Origin of the sequence: Bradyrhizobium sp. AC87j1, from assembly GCF_002936975.1 — a bacterium.
In the GTDB taxonomy this organism is placed as follows: Bacteria; Pseudomonadota; Alphaproteobacteria; order Rhizobiales; family Xanthobacteraceae; genus Bradyrhizobium; species Bradyrhizobium shewense.
The window spans coordinates 49,385-67,172 of the sequence record NZ_PTFE01000041.1 but is presented as its reverse complement, the minus strand read 5'-3'; the positions used below and the strand labels follow the sequence as shown (position 1 = coordinate 67,172).

17 protein-coding genes are annotated in these 17,788 nt (G+C 65.5%); 9 read left to right on the top strand and 8 right to left on the bottom strand.

Features of this window, described 5'->3' with window-relative positions; translation table 11 throughout:
• Nucleotides 1-496 (bottom strand): response regulator (locus CV770_RS21485; protein WP_146101328.1); only part of this gene is annotated, 496 nt, incomplete at its 3' end.
• A gap of 17 nt (nucleotides 497-513) precedes the next feature.
• Nucleotides 514-2,910, bottom strand: a complete 2,397-nt coding sequence (locus CV770_RS21480) for a sensor histidine kinase (protein ID WP_104463740.1) — start codon at nucleotides 2,908-2,910, stop codon at nucleotides 514-516.
• Nucleotides 2,911-3,106: 196 nt separating this feature from the next.
• On the opposite strand from CV770_RS21480, the gene CV770_RS43040 reads away from it, so the two are divergent.
• Nucleotides 3,107-3,253 carry a hypothetical protein gene (locus CV770_RS43040; protein WP_165637333.1) on the top strand — a complete coding sequence of 49 codons (147 nt, stop codon included), beginning with the start codon at nucleotides 3,107-3,109 and terminating at the stop codon, nucleotides 3,251-3,253.
• A gap of 188 nt (nucleotides 3,254-3,441) precedes the next feature.
• On the opposite strand, the gene ntrC is transcribed toward CV770_RS43040, so the two are convergent.
• From ntrC to dusB, 3 genes are read right to left on the bottom strand one after another with little or no spacing between them, the layout of a single operon-like run.
• Nucleotides 3,442-4,884, bottom strand: a complete 1,443-nt coding sequence (ntrC, locus tag CV770_RS21475; RefSeq protein ID WP_104463739.1) for a nitrogen regulation protein NR(I) — start codon at nucleotides 4,882-4,884, stop codon at nucleotides 3,442-3,444.
• A gap of 9 nt (nucleotides 4,885-4,893) precedes the next feature.
• Nucleotides 4,894-6,063, bottom strand: a complete 1,170-nt coding sequence (locus tag CV770_RS21470) for a two-component system sensor histidine kinase NtrB (RefSeq protein WP_104463747.1) — start codon at nucleotides 6,061-6,063, stop codon at nucleotides 4,894-4,896.
• A complete protein-coding gene (gene dusB / locus CV770_RS21465; RefSeq protein WP_201759967.1) occupies nucleotides 6,060-7,061 on the bottom strand; it encodes a tRNA dihydrouridine synthase DusB in 1,002 nt (333 codons plus the stop codon). The genes CV770_RS21470 and dusB overlap by 4 nt, the downstream gene beginning before the upstream one ends.
• 279 nt (nucleotides 7,062-7,340) lie before the next feature.
• On the opposite strand from dusB, the gene CV770_RS21460 reads away from it, so the two are divergent.
• A complete protein-coding gene (locus CV770_RS21460; protein WP_104463738.1) occupies nucleotides 7,341-8,522 on the top strand; it encodes a bifunctional 2-C-methyl-D-erythritol 4-phosphate cytidylyltransferase/2-C-methyl-D-erythritol 2,4-cyclodiphosphate synthase in 1,182 nt (393 codons plus the stop codon).
• Nucleotides 8,523-8,525: 3 nt separating this feature from the next.
• Entirely contained in the window at nucleotides 8,526-9,134 is a 609-nt protein-coding gene (locus CV770_RS21455; RefSeq protein WP_104463737.1) for a CinA family protein, read from the top strand.
• A 6-nt stretch (nucleotides 9,135-9,140) separates the two neighbouring features.
• Here CV770_RS21455 and CV770_RS21450 read toward each other — a convergent pair whose 3' ends face one another.
• Complete coding sequence (locus CV770_RS21450; RefSeq protein WP_104463736.1) at nucleotides 9,141-9,917, bottom strand: mechanosensitive ion channel family protein; 777 nt, start codon at nucleotides 9,915-9,917, stop codon at nucleotides 9,141-9,143.
• 946 nt (nucleotides 9,918-10,863) lie between these two features.
• Between CV770_RS21450 and CV770_RS21440 the strand changes: the two genes are divergently transcribed.
• Genes CV770_RS21440 through CV770_RS21420 form a run of 6 tightly spaced genes read left to right on the top strand, consistent with a single transcriptional unit; the run spans nucleotide 10,864 to nucleotide 16,037 of the window.
• Nucleotides 10,864-11,601 (top strand): c-type cytochrome, encoded by a 738-nt coding sequence (locus tag CV770_RS21440; RefSeq protein WP_104463734.1) that lies wholly within the window; start codon nucleotides 10,864-10,866, stop codon nucleotides 11,599-11,601.
• Between the two features lie 8 nt (nucleotides 11,602-11,609).
• Complete coding sequence (locus CV770_RS21435; RefSeq protein WP_104463733.1) at nucleotides 11,610-12,866, top strand: cytochrome c; 1,257 nt, start codon at nucleotides 11,610-11,612, stop codon at nucleotides 12,864-12,866.
• A 7-nt stretch (nucleotides 12,867-12,873) separates the two neighbouring features.
• Nucleotides 12,874-13,050, top strand: a complete 177-nt coding sequence (locus CV770_RS42695; RefSeq protein ID WP_201759964.1) for a hypothetical protein — start codon at nucleotides 12,874-12,876, stop codon at nucleotides 13,048-13,050.
• Nucleotides 13,047-13,613: a cupredoxin domain-containing protein gene (locus tag CV770_RS21430; protein ID WP_104463732.1), complete on the top strand. Its 567-nt coding sequence runs from the start codon at nucleotides 13,047-13,049 to the stop codon at nucleotides 13,611-13,613. Before CV770_RS42695 ends, CV770_RS21430 begins: the two co-directional genes overlap by 4 nt.
• Nucleotides 13,600-15,222 (top strand): b(o/a)3-type cytochrome-c oxidase subunit 1, encoded by a 1,623-nt coding sequence (locus tag CV770_RS21425; RefSeq protein WP_104463731.1) that lies wholly within the window; start codon nucleotides 13,600-13,602, stop codon nucleotides 15,220-15,222. The genes CV770_RS21430 and CV770_RS21425 overlap by 14 nt, the downstream gene beginning before the upstream one ends.
• Entirely contained in the window at nucleotides 15,222-16,037 is an 816-nt protein-coding gene (locus tag CV770_RS21420) for a c-type cytochrome (protein ID WP_201759963.1), read from the top strand. Before CV770_RS21425 ends, CV770_RS21420 begins: the two co-directional genes overlap by 1 nt.
• Nucleotides 16,038-16,233: 196 nt before the next feature.
• Here CV770_RS21420 and CV770_RS21415 read toward each other — a convergent pair whose 3' ends face one another.
• Both CV770_RS21415 and lipA read right to left on the bottom strand, forming a co-directional pair.
• The gene (locus tag CV770_RS21415) at nucleotides 16,234-16,701 is read right to left on the bottom strand and encodes a type II toxin-antitoxin system RatA family toxin (protein ID WP_104463729.1); all 468 of its coding nucleotides are present in this window, start codon (nucleotides 16,699-16,701) and stop codon (nucleotides 16,234-16,236) included.
• Between the two features lie 6 nt (nucleotides 16,702-16,707).
• A complete protein-coding gene (gene lipA, locus CV770_RS21410; RefSeq protein WP_104463728.1) occupies nucleotides 16,708-17,664 on the bottom strand; it encodes a lipoyl synthase in 957 nt (318 codons plus the stop codon).
• Nucleotides 17,665-17,788: the final 124 nt, after the last annotated feature.

Below are 17,788 nucleotides of genomic sequence, written 5' to 3'. Positions count from 1 at the left end.
TGCGGCTGTTGGCCTTGGCCGCGCGCTCGATGGTCTGGCGCAACTGGTTCATGCTCGGCGAGCGGCCGACGAGCTGGCTGGCGCTCGGCGCCAGCTGCTTCAGCTCCTTGACCTCGCGCTTGAGCCGCGAGTTCTCCAGCGCCCTGGTCGCGACCAGGATCAGCCGGTCGGCCTTGAACGGCTTCTCGATGAAGTCGTAGGCACCGCGCTTGATCGCGGCGACCGCGGTCTCGATGTTGCCGTGGCCGGAGATCATCACAACCGGCAAGTCGGCATTATCCTTCTTGACCTGCTCCAGGAGCTGCAAGCCGTCGAGCTTGGAGCCCTGCAGCCAGATGTCGAGGAACACCAGGTGCGGCCGCCGGTTGGCGATTTCAGCCAGTGCGGAGTCGCTGTCGCGCGCAGTCCGCGTGACAAAACCCTCGTCCTCGAGAATGCCTGCGACGAGATCCCGAATATCGGCCTCATCATCGACAATCAGAATTTCACTTGCCATGGGTCGCGCCTGTCTTGTCAGCTGCCTGTTGAGGCTTCGATTTTCGGTGAATCATTGGTCTTTTCAGCGGCCTCTTTGGTTTCGGCCGCCAGCTCTTTTGTTTCCTGCGCCGGGTCCTTGACAGGAGCGCCGGCCTGCTCGCCGGATGCTTCCTTGACCGCGGCCGCCGGGGCCTGCTCGGCTCCCTCGGACTTCGCGGGTTGCCCGGAGATCGCAAAGCGCATCCGCATCCAGGCACCGCGCTGGCCCTCGCGGAAGTCGGAAGCATCTTTCAGCTCGATGCGTCCGCCATGGTCTTCCAGCACGCGGCCGACGATCGCAAGGCCAAGGCCGGTGCCCTTGGCGCGCGTCGTGACATAGGGCTCGAGCAGCCGCGAGCGCGCGACCTTGGGCAGGCCGATGCCGTTGTCGATGACGTCGATCAGCACGTCCTCGCCCTGACGCGACACCACGACGTCGATATGACCTTTGCCGAGCTCCTCCGGCGGGACCTGCTCGATCGCCTCGGTGGCGTTCTTGACGATATTGGTGACCGCCTGCGAGATCAGCCGCCGGTCGAACTGGGCGCGGAGCGGATCCTCTTTGAATTCGGCCTCGATATCGATCTCGGGATGGGCGACCTTCATCAGGAACACGGCCTGCCGCACGGTGTCGGCGACGTCCTCGCCCTCCATCACCGGTTTCGGCATCCGTGCAAAGCGCGAGAACTCGTCGACCATGCGCCTGATGTCGTCGACCTGGCGCACGATGGTGTCGGTGCACTGCTCGAAGATCTGCTTGTCCTTGGCCTCTGTGATACCCTTGCCGAACTTGCGGCGAATGCGCTCGGCCGAAAGCTGGATCGGCGTCAGCGGGTTCTTGATCTCATGCGCGATGCGGCGCGCCACGTCGCCCCAGGCCGAGGTGCGCTGCGCCGAGACCAGCTCGGTGATGTCGTCGAGCGTGATGATGTAGCTGTCGTGCGGCTGGTTCTTCTCGGCGCTGACGCGGACCGAGAGATTGCGCTCGCTGCCGTCGCGGGTGATCGTGATCTGGCCCTGCACCAGACGCTGGCTCCCTTCCCGCGCCGCCTTCATCATCTCGTCGAGCTCGGGCAGCACGTCGGAGAGCGGATGACCGAGCGTCTCCGCCTCGGAATGCCCGATCAGCTTCTCGGCCGAGCGGTTCAAAATGCCGACGCTGCCGGAAGCATCGACGCCGATGATGCCGGCGCTTGCGGAGGACAGCACCGCTTCGATGAAGCGGCGGCGGCTGTCGATCAGGTCGCTGGCGTTGACGAGTTCGTCGCGCTGGCTGCGCAATTCCTGCGTCATCTTGTTGAAGGTCTCACCTAGCTGGGCGAGATCGCCTTCCGACTGGTGCACGGGTACCTGGACATGGAGGTCGCCGGTCGAGACCGTGTGTGCCGCGTTCATCAGCCGCCGGATCGGCGAGACCAGGGAATTGGCGAAGTTCAGCCCGATCAGCACCGAGGCCATCAGGATGGTCAGCGCGATCACGGCGAACATCAGCGCGAAGGCAACCTGGATGCCCAGCCGACGCGACTCGATCTGGGCGTATTCGGCGACACTGACCTCGGTCTGCTTGAGCTGATTGACGACATTCGGATCAAGCGGACGGGCGACATAGAGGAAGGTGTCGCTGAAGGCGCGCAGCCGGATCACGGCGGCCACGAAGCTCGCATCGGGAAGGACCGCGATCTCGGGCTCGGACTCGTTGACGTTGCTGAGGAAGTCGGACGCGGGCGGCGAATAGGCGAGCCGCATGCCGGTGTCGGCGGATTCCAGGATGTTGGTGTTCTTGTCGATGATCATCGCGCCCGGCAGGTTGCGGGAACTGGCGCTGGCGCTCAGCATCTCCCGGAACGAGCGGCGATCCTGGTCGTAGAGCGGCCGGGCATGCGCGATGTCGTTGGCCATGCCGAGAATGTCGCCGCGGATCAGCTGAGCATGGTCCTGCATATAGGCCCGCGCGATCGTCAGCGAATTCTGGATCACCTCCTTGGTCGGGCCGGAGAACAGCCGGTCGAGGCCGCGTTCGATGGTGACGTTGGCAACGACGGCGACCAGCACCGCCGGCAGCACCGCCACGATCGAGAACAGGCTGACGATCTGGACATGGAGCCGTGCCGCCGCCCTGCCCCGCCGCCGCGCCAGGATCAGCTGCCAGAGCTCGCGGATGATGATTCCGACCAGCAGCAGGATCGTGGCCGCGTTGATCAGGTAGATCGAGCGGACCACCGCCGGCGTCGGCTCGATCGTGGTCAGGCCGGTCAGAACCAGGAAGGTCAGGAAGGCCGAGAGCAGCGCCAGCGCCACGGCAAAGGGCGCCAGCCAGCGCCGCGCCGACCAACGCCGGGGCTCTTCCGCTGGTGTCGTGTCAAAGTGTGCGGCCGAGGTGTCTGCGCTGGTCATTCCGGCAATGGTGGTGCTGAAAACGGGTCCGCGACGCGCGGATACTGATGTATTCGTACCACATTGTTGCCGAATTGCGACAATTCCGCGGCGCCCTCACCGCGGCGGACCGGCGCATCCACAGGCGGATCATGGCCGATGTCGTGGACAGACCTCGCCTGCGGGAACGGTTTCCCACCGTTGCGGCTTGACCAGCATGGATAGATTCTTCCTCGCGATAATGGTTTCTGCCGTTCTGCTGCTGATCGTGGCGTCCGATCTGCTGGTCAATGGTCCGGCCCTGCAGGAGCCGACGACAGACGTCGCGCGTCTGGTGCCGTCCACCGAGCGATTGGTCAGGTGATGGATCGCAGTTGCAGGTGGCCGAATGCCTCACCCTTGTGTGACTGCGGAACATTTCGGCCCCGCTCCGACTTCTGATCACCGCGTCAGCCAAAACGGCCAGCGCGATCCGGACAGGCTCAGCTCCGCTTTGGTAGGGGAGCTGAGCCACCGTCCGCGTAAACGCGTTTAGCGTTTGTCGCGAGGGAACTAGCCCCCGCTCCGATAGACCTGGATATCGAGATCCCGGATCTTCTTGCGCAGCGTGTTGCGGTTGAGGCCGAGCAGGTCTGCGGCGCGGATCTGGTTGCCGCGGGTGGCCGCGAGCGCGGCCGTGAGCAGCGGAACCTCGATCTCCTTGAGGATGCGGTGATAGAGGCCGGGCGGCGGCACGCCGTTGGGAAAGCCCTGGAAGTGCGAGGACAGATACGCCTCCACGGCGCCGCCGAGATTGTCGACGCCCTGCTGGACCGCGGCACCTGGGCTGACCGAGGGCGGCGCGAGCTCGCCATCGATGACGGAAGCCGTGATCACGTCCTGCGGATAGAGCGCGGCGAGGCGCCGGGCGAGGTTTTCCAGCTCGCGCACGTTGCCGGGCCAGCGGTGCTGCTTCAGCCGCTCCAGCGCCAGCACGTCGAGCTTCTTCGGCGGCAGGCCGTCCTTCTCGGCCAGCGTGAAGAAGTGACGGATGAGATCGGGCAAATCCTCGATGCGCTCGCGGAGCGGCGGCAGCCGCAGCGGCACGACGTTGAGGCGGAAGAACAGATCTTCCCGGAACAGCCCCTGCTGGATCAGGACACGCAGATCCTTGTTGGAGGCCGCGACGATGCGCACGTCGGTCTTGATCGGGGTGCGGCCGCCGACGGTGGTGTATTCGCCCTGCTGCAGCACGCGCAGCAGACGGGTCTGCGCCTCCATCGGCATGTCGCCGATTTCGTCGAGAAACAGCGTGCCGCCCTCGGCCTGCTCGAACCGGCCGGAGGCGCGGGTGTTGGCGCCGGTGAAGGCGCCGCGCTCATGGCCGAACAGTTCGGATTCGATGAGGTCGCGCGGGATCGCCGCCATGTTGACCGCGACGAACGGGCCGTTGCGGCGCTTGCCGTAATCGTGCAGCGCGCGCGCCACCAGTTCCTTGCCGGTGCCGGACTCGCCGGTGATCATCACCGTCAGATCGGTCTGCATCAGCCGCGCCAGCACGCGGTAGATTTCCTGCATCGCCGGCGAGCGGCCGACCAGCGGGATCGCCTCCATCTCGGCGTCCTCGTCCGGCGTCGAGACCCGCTCCTTCGGCTCGGCCAGCGCGCGGCCGACGATGGCAATCAGCTCCTTGAGGTCGAACGGCTTCGGCAGATATTCGTACGCCCCGCGCTCGGAGGCGCGGATCGCCGTCATGAAGGTGTTCTGCGCGCTCATGACGATGACGGGCAGATTCGGCCGCATCTTCTTGATCCGCGGCAAGAGGTCGAAGGCGTTTTCGTCCGGCATCACCACGTCGGTGATGACGAGATCGCCCTCCCCCTGGCTGACCCAGCGCCACAGCGTTGCGGCATTGCCGGTCAGCCGCACTTCGTAGCCGGCGCGGGACAGTGCCTGATTGAGAACGGTGCGGATGGCGGTATCGTCATCGGCTACGAGAATGCTACCTGCGGGCATGGTTAATCCTCATTTCGCCCCCTGTGACGCAGGCGACGGCTTCCCGGCAGAGTCGGCGCGACTGCTTTGATCGGCATGTTTCACCGATGTGGAATACATCGGCATCAGCACGCGGAAGGTGGTCTTGCGCGGCTGAGATTCGCATTCGATGATGCCCCCGTGATCGCCGACGATCTTGGCGACCAGCGCCAGGCCGAGCCCTGAGCCGGTCTGCTTGGTGGTCACGAAGGGATCGAACAGGTTGGGCAGAAGATCGTCCGGCACGCCTGGTCCGTTGTCCTTCACGCAGAATTCGAGCGGCAAGGATACCCGGGATTTTTGACCGGGGACTGACAGGCGCACGCCGGGGCGGAACGCGGTGGTGAGCTGGATCTCGGCGTCGGGGACGTCGATCAGGGCTTCTGCGGCGTTCTTCACGAGATTGAGGAACACCTGGATCAGCTGGTCCTGGTTCGCCAGCACCGGCGGCAGCGAGGGATCGTAGTCCTCGATGAAGCGGATATTGCGGGCAAAACCGGACTGCGCCAGCCGTTTGACGTGGTCGAGCACTGAATGGATGTTGACGGGGCCGCGCGATACGGGGCGCTCGTCGCCGAACACCTCCATGCGGTCGACCAGCGTCACGATACGGTCGGCCTCGTCGCAGATCAGGCGCGTCAGCATGCGGTCCTCGGACGAGGCCTGCTGCTCGAGAAGCTGCGCCGCGCCGCGGATGCCCGAGAGCGGATTCTTGATCTCGTGCGCCAGCATCGCGGCCAGCGCGATGACCGAGCGCGCCGCGCTGCGATGGGTGAGCTGGCGGTCCATCTTGTCGGCGATGGAGCGCTCCTGGAGCATCACCACGATATGGCCGGGCCGTTCGGTCAGCGGCGCGACATGCAGATCGACCTGCCGGTCGCCGCCCATGCGCGGCGTGCCCAGATCGACCTTGTATTCATTCACCGGCGAATTCGACGAGCGCACCTGGTCAATCAACGCCAGCAATGGGCTGCCGAACGGCACCAGCTCTTTCAGCGACTGCCGCTTCAGGAACTGGGTCGAGATGTCGAAGAAGGCCTCGGTCGCGATATTGGCGGCGACGATCTTCCCGTCCGGCCCGATCATGAGAACGGGATTGGGCAACGCATCCAGGATCGCGTCGCTGTCGGCGGGCCGGCGATGGTCAGCGGCGGAGCTCATGCAGCAGCGCTCCATCCGAAATCGTCGAAGGCATCCTGCAGCGACTGGTGGACGAGGCGCGGATCCTCCGAGGTCAGGATCTTCTGGCGCCAGGATTTCAGCTTCTCGACCGGAGCGCCGCTCGCAGCCGCGGCGACGTCGAGCGCCCAGCCGAGATGTTTTCGGGCGTGCTTAAGGCCTACGCGCAAACCGTAAAGCGCGCAGACGCCTTCATAAAGTGTGCGGACGTAATGCAGCTGGGTGGCGAGCGACGGGATGGCCTCAGCCGCCTCGCCCTTCAGGCGACGGCCGATCTGACCGGGCAGCCAGGGCTGGCCCTGCGCGCCGCGGCCGATCATCACGGCGTCGGCGCCGGAGGCCTCGAGCGCCGCAAGCGCCTTCTCGTAAGTCGTGATGTCGCCGTTGACGACGAGCGGAAGGCAGGTGGCCTCGCGCACGGCGCGGATCGCATCCCAATCGGCCTCACCCTTGTAGAACTGGCTGCGGGTGCGGCCATGCACCGTAACGAGCTTGACGCCGGCGGCTTCCGCGCGCCGCGCCAGTTCCGGCGCGTTGCGGCTGCGGTCGTCCCAGCCGAGCCGCATCTTCAGCGTCACCGGCACCTTCACCGCCGCGATGGTCGCGTCGATCAGGCTGACGGCATGGTCGAGGTCGCGCATCAAAGCCGAGCCGGACTGGCCGCCGGTGACGTGGCGGGCCGGACAGCCCATGTTGATGTCGATGATATCGGCGCCCTCGGCTTCGGCGATCCGGGCGCCCTCCGCCATCCAATGCGTCTCGCAGCCGGCGAGCTGGACCACGTGCGGACCGATCCCGGTGGCTTCGCAACGCAACCGAGACATCCGGTGGCCGCTCGCAAGCTCGTCGCTGGCCGTCATTTCGGACACGACGAGACCCGCGCCAAGCTCGGCGGCCAACCGGCGGACGGGCGAGTCAGTCACCCCCGACATCGGTGCCAGGAAGACCGGGGTGGCGACATCAATATCGCCTATTTTCAACGGCTTAGAGCCGGATACTGCCGAACCGGTCACAGGGGTCTCGTTGACTGGGCAGGGCCTCATCGCGCCTGCCATGACCTATCTTGCGCACAATTCTTGTGCAGTCAAGCGTCATGCCTACAGTTTAGACAATTCTGCAAATCTTTCAAGTGCAGTGCAGCAAATTGGTGTTTCCAACAATCCGGGGAAACCCCCTTTTTTTGCGGGCCTGCCGTGCTAGAGGCATGCGGCAATCACCCCACTCCCGACTCTCCATCACCAACTGAGTATTCGAGTCCTATGGCGAAATCACAACGCACCGCAGTCGTCCTCGTGGCAGCCGGGCGTGGACTGCGTGCGGGCGCCGGCGGGCCGAAGCAATATCGCGAGATCGGCGGCGTGCCCGTGATCTATCGCGCCATGGAAGCCTTCAGCCGCCACGCCGACGTGTTTGCGGTGCAGCCGGTGGTGAACCCCGATGACAGCGCCATGTTCACGGCCGCGGTCGCGGGGCTCAAGCACGAGCCGCCGACCAATGGCGGTGCGACCCGGCAGGCCTCGGTGCTCGCTGGCCTCGAAGCGCTGGTCAAGCACGAGCCCGACATCGTGCTGATCCACGACGCCGCCCGCCCCTTCGTCTCGGAAGGATTGATCTCGCGCGCGATCGAGGCGGCGAGCCGCGCCGGCGCTGCGATCCCCGCCGTTCCCGTCACCGACACCATCAAGCTCACCGGCGATGGCGGCAATGTCGAGGGCACCCCGGACCGCGCGCGCCTGCGCATCGCGCAGACGCCGCAATCCTTTCGTTTCGATGTCATCCTCGAAGCGCATCGTCGCGCGGCGAACGACGGCCGCAGCGATTTCACCGACGATGCCGCGATTGCCGAATGGGCGGGATTGACGGTTGCAACCTTTGAAGGCGATGTTGCCAACATGAAGCTCACCACTCCCGAGGATTTCGTGCGCGAGGAAGCGCGCCTGGCTGCCCAGCTCGGCGATATCAGGACCGGCACCGGCTATGACGTGCACGCCTTCGGCGAAGGCGACCATCTCATGCTCTGCGGCGTGCGCGTGCCTCACACCAAGGGTTTTCTTGCCCATTCCGACGGCGATGTCGGCCTGCATGCACTGGTCGACGCCATCCTCGGCGCGCTCGCCGACGGCGACATCGGCTCGCACTTTCCGCCGAGCGATGCGAAGTGGAAGGGCGCCTCCTCCGACCAGTTCCTGAAATACGCCATCGAGCGCGTCACGGGGCGCGGCGGGCGCGTCGCCAATCTCGAGGTGACCATGATCTGCGAGCGGCCGAAGATCGGCCCGCTGCGCGACACCATGCGCGCGCGCATCGCCGAGGTCTCCGGCGTCGACATCTCGCGCGTCGCGGTGAAGGCGACCACCAGCGAGCGACTCGGCTTCACCGGCCGTGAGGAAGGCATCGCGGCCACCGCGAGCGCCACCATCCGTCTTCCCTGGAGCGTCTAGGCCATGGGCGGCAGCGACGCACGCGCCCTCTCCCGCTCGCTGCTCGACCTGTGCCGGATGCGCAAGCTGACGATCGCGACGGCTGAATCCTGCACCGGCGGCCTCGTCGCCGGCGCGCTGACCGACATCCCCGGCTCCTCCGACGTGATCGACCGTGGCTTCGTCACCTATTCCAACGACGCCAAGCGCGCGATGCTCGGCGTCGAGGCGAGCACGCTCACGAACTTCGGTGCCGTCAGCAAGGAGACCGCGACTGCGATGGCGGTCGGCGCGCTGGAGCGTGCCGGCGTCGATCTCGCCGTCGCCATCACCGGCATTGCCGGCCCCGGAGGCGCGACGCCCGGCAAGCCGGTCGGTCTCGTGCATTTCGCCGCCGCCGCGCGCGACGGCCGCATCATCCACCGCGAGCACCGTTTTGGCGCGATCGGCCGCAGCGCCGTGCGCGCGCGCTCGGTGGTCGAGGCACTGCGCATGCTGATGGATCTGGCCCGCGGCCCGCAGCCCCAGGCCAAGCCGCGCCGTCCCGCTGCAAGCCGCCTGCGCCCGCGCGTGACACGCTCGCCGCGCCGGCATGTGGCCAAACGACGGACGCCGCGGTCGCCGCGGGGCTGAAGCGCCTCAGGCCGCCGCCAGCAGCGCGCTCGCATGGTCGAGCACCCGCTGCCTGACCGCATCGGCATCCGACGGATTCACCCTTGCGCTGACCGTCAATTCCACGACGGGCGCCGCGGGATCGGCGGCGATCACCTTCGACACATTGACCGACGGTGCGACACCCTTGGCGATGCGGGGATCGTCGCGCAGCTGTTTCAGGATCTGGTCTGCCAGCGCGTTGGCCGATCCGGCCCTGACCGGAAACGCAACCTTGACCTCGCCCGTGCCGGGATAGGCGCTGCGGTTGATGATGGCCGCGCCCCACACCTGGCCGTTGGGCAACAGGATCTGCGTGTTGTCGGGCGCGACCAGCTCGGTCATGAACAGCGACAGCGACTTCACTTTGCCCGCCTTGCCGGCGACCTCGACATCGTTACCGATATGAAAGGGCCGGAACAGCAGCAGCATCACGCCGGCGGCGAGATTGGAGAGCGTGCCCTGAAGTGCCAGGCCAATGGCGAGCGAGGTCGCGCCCAGCACGGCGACGAGGCTCGCGGTCTGAATGCCGAAGAGCTGAAGCACGGCGATGCCGACCACCGCCAGCACGCCGTAGCGTGCGAGGCTGCCCACGAACAATGTCACGAGCGGGTCGACGCGATGCGTGACACTCAACAGTCGCGTGACGAACCGCTGCATGGCGCCCGACAGGTACCAGCCGATCGCGAGCAGAAGGATCGCGTAAATCGCGTTCAAGCCATACAGGACGAGCGAGGCTTTCAACGTGTCGAAATTGATGGTCATGGCGGCTCCAACCCGGACAATCGGTTGCAAACTCACTGCGGCGCGAATTGATCCCGAAGGGAACACGGTCCCGCAGGGCGGATTAGCGAAGCGCAATCCGCCGCGTCTCTCTCCTCGGTGTCTGGCACGGCGGATTACCCCTTCGGCTAATCCGCCCTACGTCCACGATCCCTGGCGTTGCCGACGGGCAAAACACGCTAGCCGTAGGGCAAGGCGCGCAGGCGAAAATATTCGCCTTTACAGAATTTCGGCTTTGTCACATTGTCCCGCCACCTCACCCCGGTCAGAGGGGCGTATCGCGATCGTCACGAAACGTGGGGTGAGCTGCGGTGGACGCTAGTCACATCGGCGCGAGAGGCATTGCAGGGCGGGCAACCGTGAGCGACGAGCCTTTTGCGCACACGACCGCTGTGATCTGCGTACGGCAAAACCGTGTCGTCCTGACGCCCGGGGTCTGCGCGTCAAGTCTTGCGGTGATGCGTGTTGCCCGACCGGGTGCGCGCGTCAGCCATCTGCAAGGCGACGGGGGCAATAGTGCATCGCTCCCCGGGGAGAGCTCGGCATAAGCCGTCAAACCACTGCGCAGGGAAGGCCGGGTTGTCCTGGCTACACCTGTATGCCGCTGTGCAGCTTCTTGTCACGCAGGATTCGCGCAGTGGACCGCGGGTGCCAGCCGGCACCCGGTCTTCCCTGCGCCCTCTGACATCTGAGGGCGACATGACCAATGCAGGACTCGGGCAGGAACTGCCGCGAGACCGCAGCGTTATGTTCAGTTTTCGAAAAAAACACGCAAGTCTGTCCAATTCGATCGGAATCGCGAATGCAGACGGCGCGACCAAACGTCATCACGCGTCTCCGATCTTGCGCGAGAAAATATTGGCGCAATAATGCCGCTCTACGTTGTGATCCGGAATCAACCGGACCAGCACACTGGAGGGCGACGAAATTGTTCGCTCGCGCCGCGGCATCAGTCGCCGTGACTATCACCTTGGCCACCATTGTCTTGGCCACCATCACCTTGGCCACCATTGATGGTGCGGCCGCACAAACGGCCAACCAGCCGCCGGATACGATGGCGGCGCGGGTCGAGGCTTGCACGCCCTGTCACGGCAACAAGGGCGAAGGCACCAGCGACGTCTATTTCCCGCGGCTTGCCGGCAAGCCCGCCGGCTATCTCTACAATCAGCTGCTCGCCTTCCGCAGCGGCCGCCGCAAATATCCGCCCATGAACTATCTGCTGGAGTTTCTGCCTGATCCGTATCTGGAGGCGATGGCGGAATATTTTGCCGGCGAACATCCGCCGCTGCCGCAGCCGGCGCCGAGCGAGGTCAGCAAGGACGTGCTGGCGCAGGGCGAGCTGCTCGCCACCAGCGGCGATGCCAGCCGCAATATTCCGGCCTGCGTGAGCTGCCATGGCCCGGGACTCGCCGGCATGCAACCCGGCATCCCCGGCCTGCTCGGCCTGCGCGCCAATTACATCAGCGCCCAGCTCGGCGCCTGGCGCTACGGCACCCGCACGGCGAAATCGCCAGACTGCATGCAGCAAGTCGCAGGCCATCTGACCGAGGCGGACGTCACCGCGGTCGCGGCCTGGCTCGCGACACGGCCGGCGCCCACGAACCCGGCCCCCGTGCCGAAAGGCACCTACGCGCTGCCTTTCGGCTGCGGCAGCCAGCCCAATTGACGAGGCGGATGATGGGCTCGAAACTGTCGACCGCACTCATATCGATCAAGCTCCTGGCCCTCGCGGCGCTCACCACGGCCGCGCAAGCGCAGGACAAGAGCAGCGACATCATCGCCCGCGGCGAATATCTCGCCCGTGCCGGCGATTGCACGGCCTGCCATACCGCGCCGGAGGGCCGCCTGTTCGCCGGCGGCCGCGCCATGCCGACGCCGTTCGGCACGCTCTACACCTCCAACATCACGCCGGACCCGGATACCGGAATCGGCAAATGGAGCGCCGACGACTTCTACAAGACCATGCACAGCGGCCGTTTCCCGGACGGCGGGTTGATCTATCCGGCGATGCCGTTCGCGTCCTACACCAAGGTGACGCGCGCCGACAGCGACGCGATCTTCGCCTATCTGCGCTCGATCGCGCCGGTGAGCCAGAAGAACAAGCCGCACGAGTTGCGCTTTCCCTACGACAACCGGCAGCTCATCCTGGGATGGCGCACGCTGTTCTTCAGCGAAGGCGAGTTCAAGCCCGATCCGAAGAAATCCGCGGAATGGAATCGCGGCGCATATCTGGTCGAGGGCCTCGGCCATTGCGGCATGTGCCATTCGCCGATCAACGCGCTCGGCGGCACCTCGCAATCGGACGCCTTCAAAGGCGGCCTGATCCCGATGCAGAACTGGTACGCGCCCTCGCTCACGTCAAACCGCGAGGCCGGGCTCGGCGACTGGAGCATCAAGGACATCACCGACCTGCTGCAGACCGGCGTCTCCATGCGCGGCGTGGTCTACGGCCCGATGGCCGAGGTCGTGCACAACAGCCTGCAATATCTCAACGACGAGGACACCAAGGCGATGGCGGTGTACCTCAAGGGCATTGCCGAGCCCTCGCCTCCGCCGCCGGCAAGCTCGACCCTGCCGACCACCGAGAGCAGCCTGCTGATCAGCCTCGGCAAGACTGTCTACGACAGGCATTGCGCGAGCTGTCACGGCACCCAGGGCGAAGGCAAGCCGCCGCACTGGCCGCCGCTCGCCAACAACCAGTCGATCGAGATGCAGTCGGCGGTCAATCCGATCCGCATGGTGCTCAATGGCGGCTATCCGCCGGGCACCAAGGGCAATCCGATGCCCTACGGCATGCCGCCGTTCGCCGGTCTGTTGTCCGACAACGAGATCGCCGCCGTCGTCTCCTACATCCGCACCGCCTGGGGCAATCGCGGCACGCCGGTCTCGGCGCGCGAGGCCAACGAGCTGCGCTCCGCACCGCTGAATTGAGAATCTCATGATCAACTCCGATCCGCCGACCAGCCCCGCTAGCGCCGACCAGGCCGTCGAGGAGGTCGTCGCGCAAAGTCCGTCCGGCGCGATCGTGCTCGCCGGCATCGCCACCGCCTGCGTGGTCGCGATGTGGCTCGCCTTCTATCTGTTTGTCTTCCTGCCCCGCGGATCGCTGCAATGAGCGCAGAGGAAACTCATCACGACAGCGCCGAGGTCGCGGCCCGCGTCGAGCGGCGCTGGGCGACCATCGCCGTGATCATCATCGTGATGATGGCGCTGCTGGCGGCTTTCGCCGGCATCCATCGCGCGACCATGCCGCAGCCGCGCGTCGAGATCACCGATCCCTCGCGCCTGCATCTGTCCGGCGAATTCGTCGAGAGCAATCTCGGCAGCGTGCTGGAGGCCAACGGCAACGTCACCGTGCGCGCAATCGGCCAGCAATATTCCTTCACGCCGGCCTGCATCGTGGTGCCCGCGGATACGCCGATCACGCTGCGGGCCACCAGCGCCGACGTCGTCCACGGCATCCTCATTCAGGGTACCAACGTCAACGCCATGCTGGTGCCAGGCTACATCTCCGAGCAGCTGATGCGCTTCGCGAAGACCGGCGATTATCTGATGCCCTGCCAGGAGTTTTGCAGCTTTGGCCACGAGGGCATGTGGGGCAAGGTCAAGGTGATCGACAAGACCGAATTCGCCGATCGCGCGAAGGGTGGCGGGAGGCTGAGCTGTGTTGGTCAATAGGAAGCTCATCCTCGCCCATTTCTGGCTGGCCTTCGCCGTGTTCGGCATCGCGCTCACGCTCGGCGCCTGGCAGATGTTCATCCGCAGCCCGATCGGCACCTGGCTCTCCAACCCGGAGCTCTATTACCGCTCGCTGACCGCCCACGGCACGGTGATGGGCTACGTCTTCCCGACCCTGGTGGCGATGGCATTCGGCTACGCCATCAGCGAGTCCGCGCTGCAGCAGCGCCTGGTTGGCGTGCGCTGGGCCTGGGCGGGATTCTGGTTGATCGTCGCCGGCAGCATCATGGCGGTGATCCCGATCGCGCTCGGCCGTGCCTCGGTGCTCTACACCTTCTATCCGCCGCTGATCGGCAACGTCTTCTATTACCTCGGCGTCGTCCTGGTCGTGGTCGGCTCGTGGATCTGGGTCGCGCTGATGTCGGTCAATCTGCGCGTCTGGCGCAAGGCCAATCCCGGCGCGCCGGTGCCGCTCGCCATGTTCGCCAACGTCGCGGGCTCGTATTTGTGGGCTTGGACCGCGGTCGGCGCCGCGCTCGAGCTGCTGCTCCAGATCATTCCGGTTGCGGCAGGCCTCAAGGCCACCATCGATGCCGGCCTGGCGCGCATCTTCTTCTCATGGACGCTGCACGCCATCGTCTATTTCTGGCTGATGCCGACCTACATCGCCTATTACACCATCGTGCCGCGCGCGATCGGCGGCCGCGTCTATTCCGACTCGATGGCGCGGATCGCCTTCATCCTGTTCCTGGTGGTGTCGATGCCGATCGGCATGCACCACACCTTTGCCGATCCGCAGGTAGGCGCCGGCTTCAAGTTCATCCATTCGGCCTTCACGGCTCTGGTCGCGCTGCCGACGCTGCTGACCGTGTTCACGATCTGCGCTTCAGTCGAGATCGCGGCGCGGCTGCGCGGCGGCCGCGGCATGTTCGGCTGGATCGGGGCCCTGCCCTGGGACAATCCGATGATGCTGGCGCTGGCGTTCTCCTTCGTCATGCTCGGCTTCGGCGGCGCCGGCGGCCTCATCAACATGAGCTATCAGCTCGATGCCTCGATCCACAACACGCAGTGGATCACCGGCCATTTCCACCTGATCTTCGGCGGCGCCATCGTCATCATGTATTTTGCGATCGCCTATGATCTCTGGCCGCATCTGACCGGGCGCGAGCTGATCGATATCCGCCTGATCCGCACCCAGCTCTGGCTGTGGTTCATCGGCATGATCGTGACGACCTTCCCGTGGCACTGGGTCGGCATTTTGGGCATGCCGCGCCGCATGGCCTATTTCGACTTCGGCGATCCCGCGATCGCGCCGCAGGCGCTCTCCGTCACGCTCTCGGCGATCGGCGGCTTCATCCTGCTGGCGTCGGGCATCATGTTCATCGTCATCCTGGCGCGTGGCATGCGCGCGCCTCAAATCGACGCTGGGCCCTATCGCTTCGCGCTGGCCGTGCATCAGCCGACAACCGTCCCGGTCGCGCTCAACACCCACGCGCTGTGGGTGGCACTGATGATCGGCCTCACGCTGACCAATTACGGCTATCCGATCCTGAATCTGGCGCTGAGTTCGGGCACCTCGGTGCCGGCCGTCTATGTGGGAGCGCAGTGATGAGCACGCGCGACCTCTTCACCCTCCGCAACCGCCATTTCAGGACCGGCGTCGGCATCACTGCCGCGATCTTCGTCGTCACCGCGATTGCCGGCTTCATCGTGCTGCCGTTCGCACAGCCTTGGGTTCAGTTCGCCGGCGTCTGGGATGCGATCTGCAGCGCCGCCGGCGTACCGCAGCGTGCGGCCAGCGTCACGGCGCCCGAACAGGCAAAACGCCTGTCCGAGGTCGTGCTGACCTCGAACACGTTGTCACGTCCGAGCCAGGAAGCGATCGGCCGCGGCGCGACGCTGGCGCAGCGCTGCGCGATCTGTCATGGCCCGACCGGCGTCAGCCGCGCGGACTCGCCCAATCTCGCCGGCCAGTACGCGGCCGTGATCTACAAGGAGCTGCACGATTTCCGCTCGGGTGCGCGCACCAATGCCGTGATGTCGCCGTTCGCGGTCAACCTGACCGACCAGGAGATCGCCGATCTCTCCAATTATTACGCCTATCTGCCGCGGCTTCCCGCCTATCATCCGACGCCGCAATTGCCGAAACCCAACATCGTCATCTACGGCGCGCCGATGCGCGGGATCGCGCCCTGCGGCGCCTGCCATGGCAGTCTCGACAACAAGACCGGCAGCCCGTGGCTGGAGGGGCAGTCCGAGGCCTACATGAAGGCGCAGCTGCACGCCTTCGCCTCCGGCGAACGGCGCAACGACATCAGCCAGCAGATGCGCAACATCGCCCGCGCAATGACGCCGCAGGAGATCGAGCAGGCCGCGGCGTATTACGCCTCGCAGCCGCCCGATGTGGTGAAGGCGGTGGATTGAAGTTGGAGGCTCGTGCCCCGGACGCGGCGCAGCGCCTCTTTCGGCGGTGCGCTGCAGAGCCGGGGCCCATCTCTCCGCATTTTGCCGTGTTGCCTTCTGGGTCCCGGCTCTGCGCAGCAGCGCCGTAAGCGCGTTTACGCGCGTCTTCGCGCGCTATGGCGTTGCAGCGCGTCCGGGACACGAGAGCCCATGGCAGCTACGACGACGCCAGCTTCCGCCCATAGATCGCGTCGGCCCGTTTCTCGAACGCAGTGGAAAAGCGCGCGAAGGCGGCGTCGAACATCGAGCCCATCAGCAGCGCCAGCATGCGGCTCTTGAATTCGTAGGACAGGAAGAACCCGACGTCGCAGACGCCCTCACCTTTGGGCTCGAACGTCCAGCGATTTTCCAGGTTGCTGAAAGGACCTTGCAGATATTCGACCAGGATCTTCTGATTGGCGCGGTCGAGGCTCACGCGGCTGGTGAAGGATTCCTTGACCAGCTTGAACGACACCGTCATGTCGGCGACCAGCACCTCGGTGCCATCAGGCTTGGTCATGCGCTGGCGCACCTTCAGCGCGCTGCACAGCGGCACGAATTCCGGGTAGCGCTCGACGTCGGCGACCAGATCGAACATCTCGGAGGCGCTGTGATTGACACGGCGCTTGCTCGAAAATTTGGGCATGGCGGTTCAGCGGGCAGTCGCGGCCCGCGCGGCCTTCAGTCTCGCAAAATCCTCGCCGGCATGATGCGACGAGCGGGTGAGCGGGCTCGCCGACACCATCAGGAAGCCCTTGGTGTAGGCGACCTTCTCGTAAGAGGCGAACTCGTCCGGCGGCACGTAGCGCATCACGGCGTGGTGCTTGCGGGTCGGCTGCAGGTACTGCCCGATGGTCAGAAAATCGACGTCGGCGGAGCGCAGATCGTCCATCACCTGCTGCACCTCGTGGCGCTCCTCGCCGAGGCCGACCATGATGCCGGACTTGGTGAAGATGGTGGGATCGAGCTCCTTGACCCGCTGCAACAGCCGGATCGAATGGAAATAGCGCGCGCCCGGCCGCACCGTCAGATAGCGCGACGGCACGGTCTCGAGATTGTGGTTGAAGACGTCGGGCTTGGCGGCAACGACCACCTCGAGCGCCCCCTCCTTGCGAAGGAAGTCGGGCGTCAGGATCTCGATCGTGGTCGTAGGGCACGCGGCGCGGATGGCGCGGATGGTCTGGGCAAAGTGCTCGGCGCCGCCGTCAGTGAGGTCGTCGCGGTCCACGGAGGTGACGACGACGTGGGCGAGGCCGAGCTTGGCGGTCGCCTCGGCGACGTTCTCAGGCTCGGCTGCATCCAGCGCATTGGGTAGGCCGGTCTTGACGTTGCAGAACGCGCAGGCACGGGTGCAGGTGTCACCCATGATCATGAAAGTCGCGTGCTTTTTGTCCCAGCACTCGCCGATGTTCGGGCAGCCAGCTTCCTCGCACACCGTGTGCAGGCCGTTGGACCGCACGATGTTGCGGGTGTCGGCATAGCCGCGGGTGTTCGGCGCGCGCACGCGAATCCAGTCCGGCTTCGGCGGCGAAGCGGAGTCAGGGCGATTCACCTTTTCGGGGTGGCGCGGGCGCAGCGGGTTCGTGATGGTATCGACAATAACGACCATGGGGTGTCCGGTCTGTTCAGGTCCTACCTAGTCGGTCTCGCCACGCATCGCAACCCGGCTCGCGCCGCTTCAGGGAACATGGCAGATATGGGCAATATCTTGCTCTGTTCTCAGGCGATTCTCA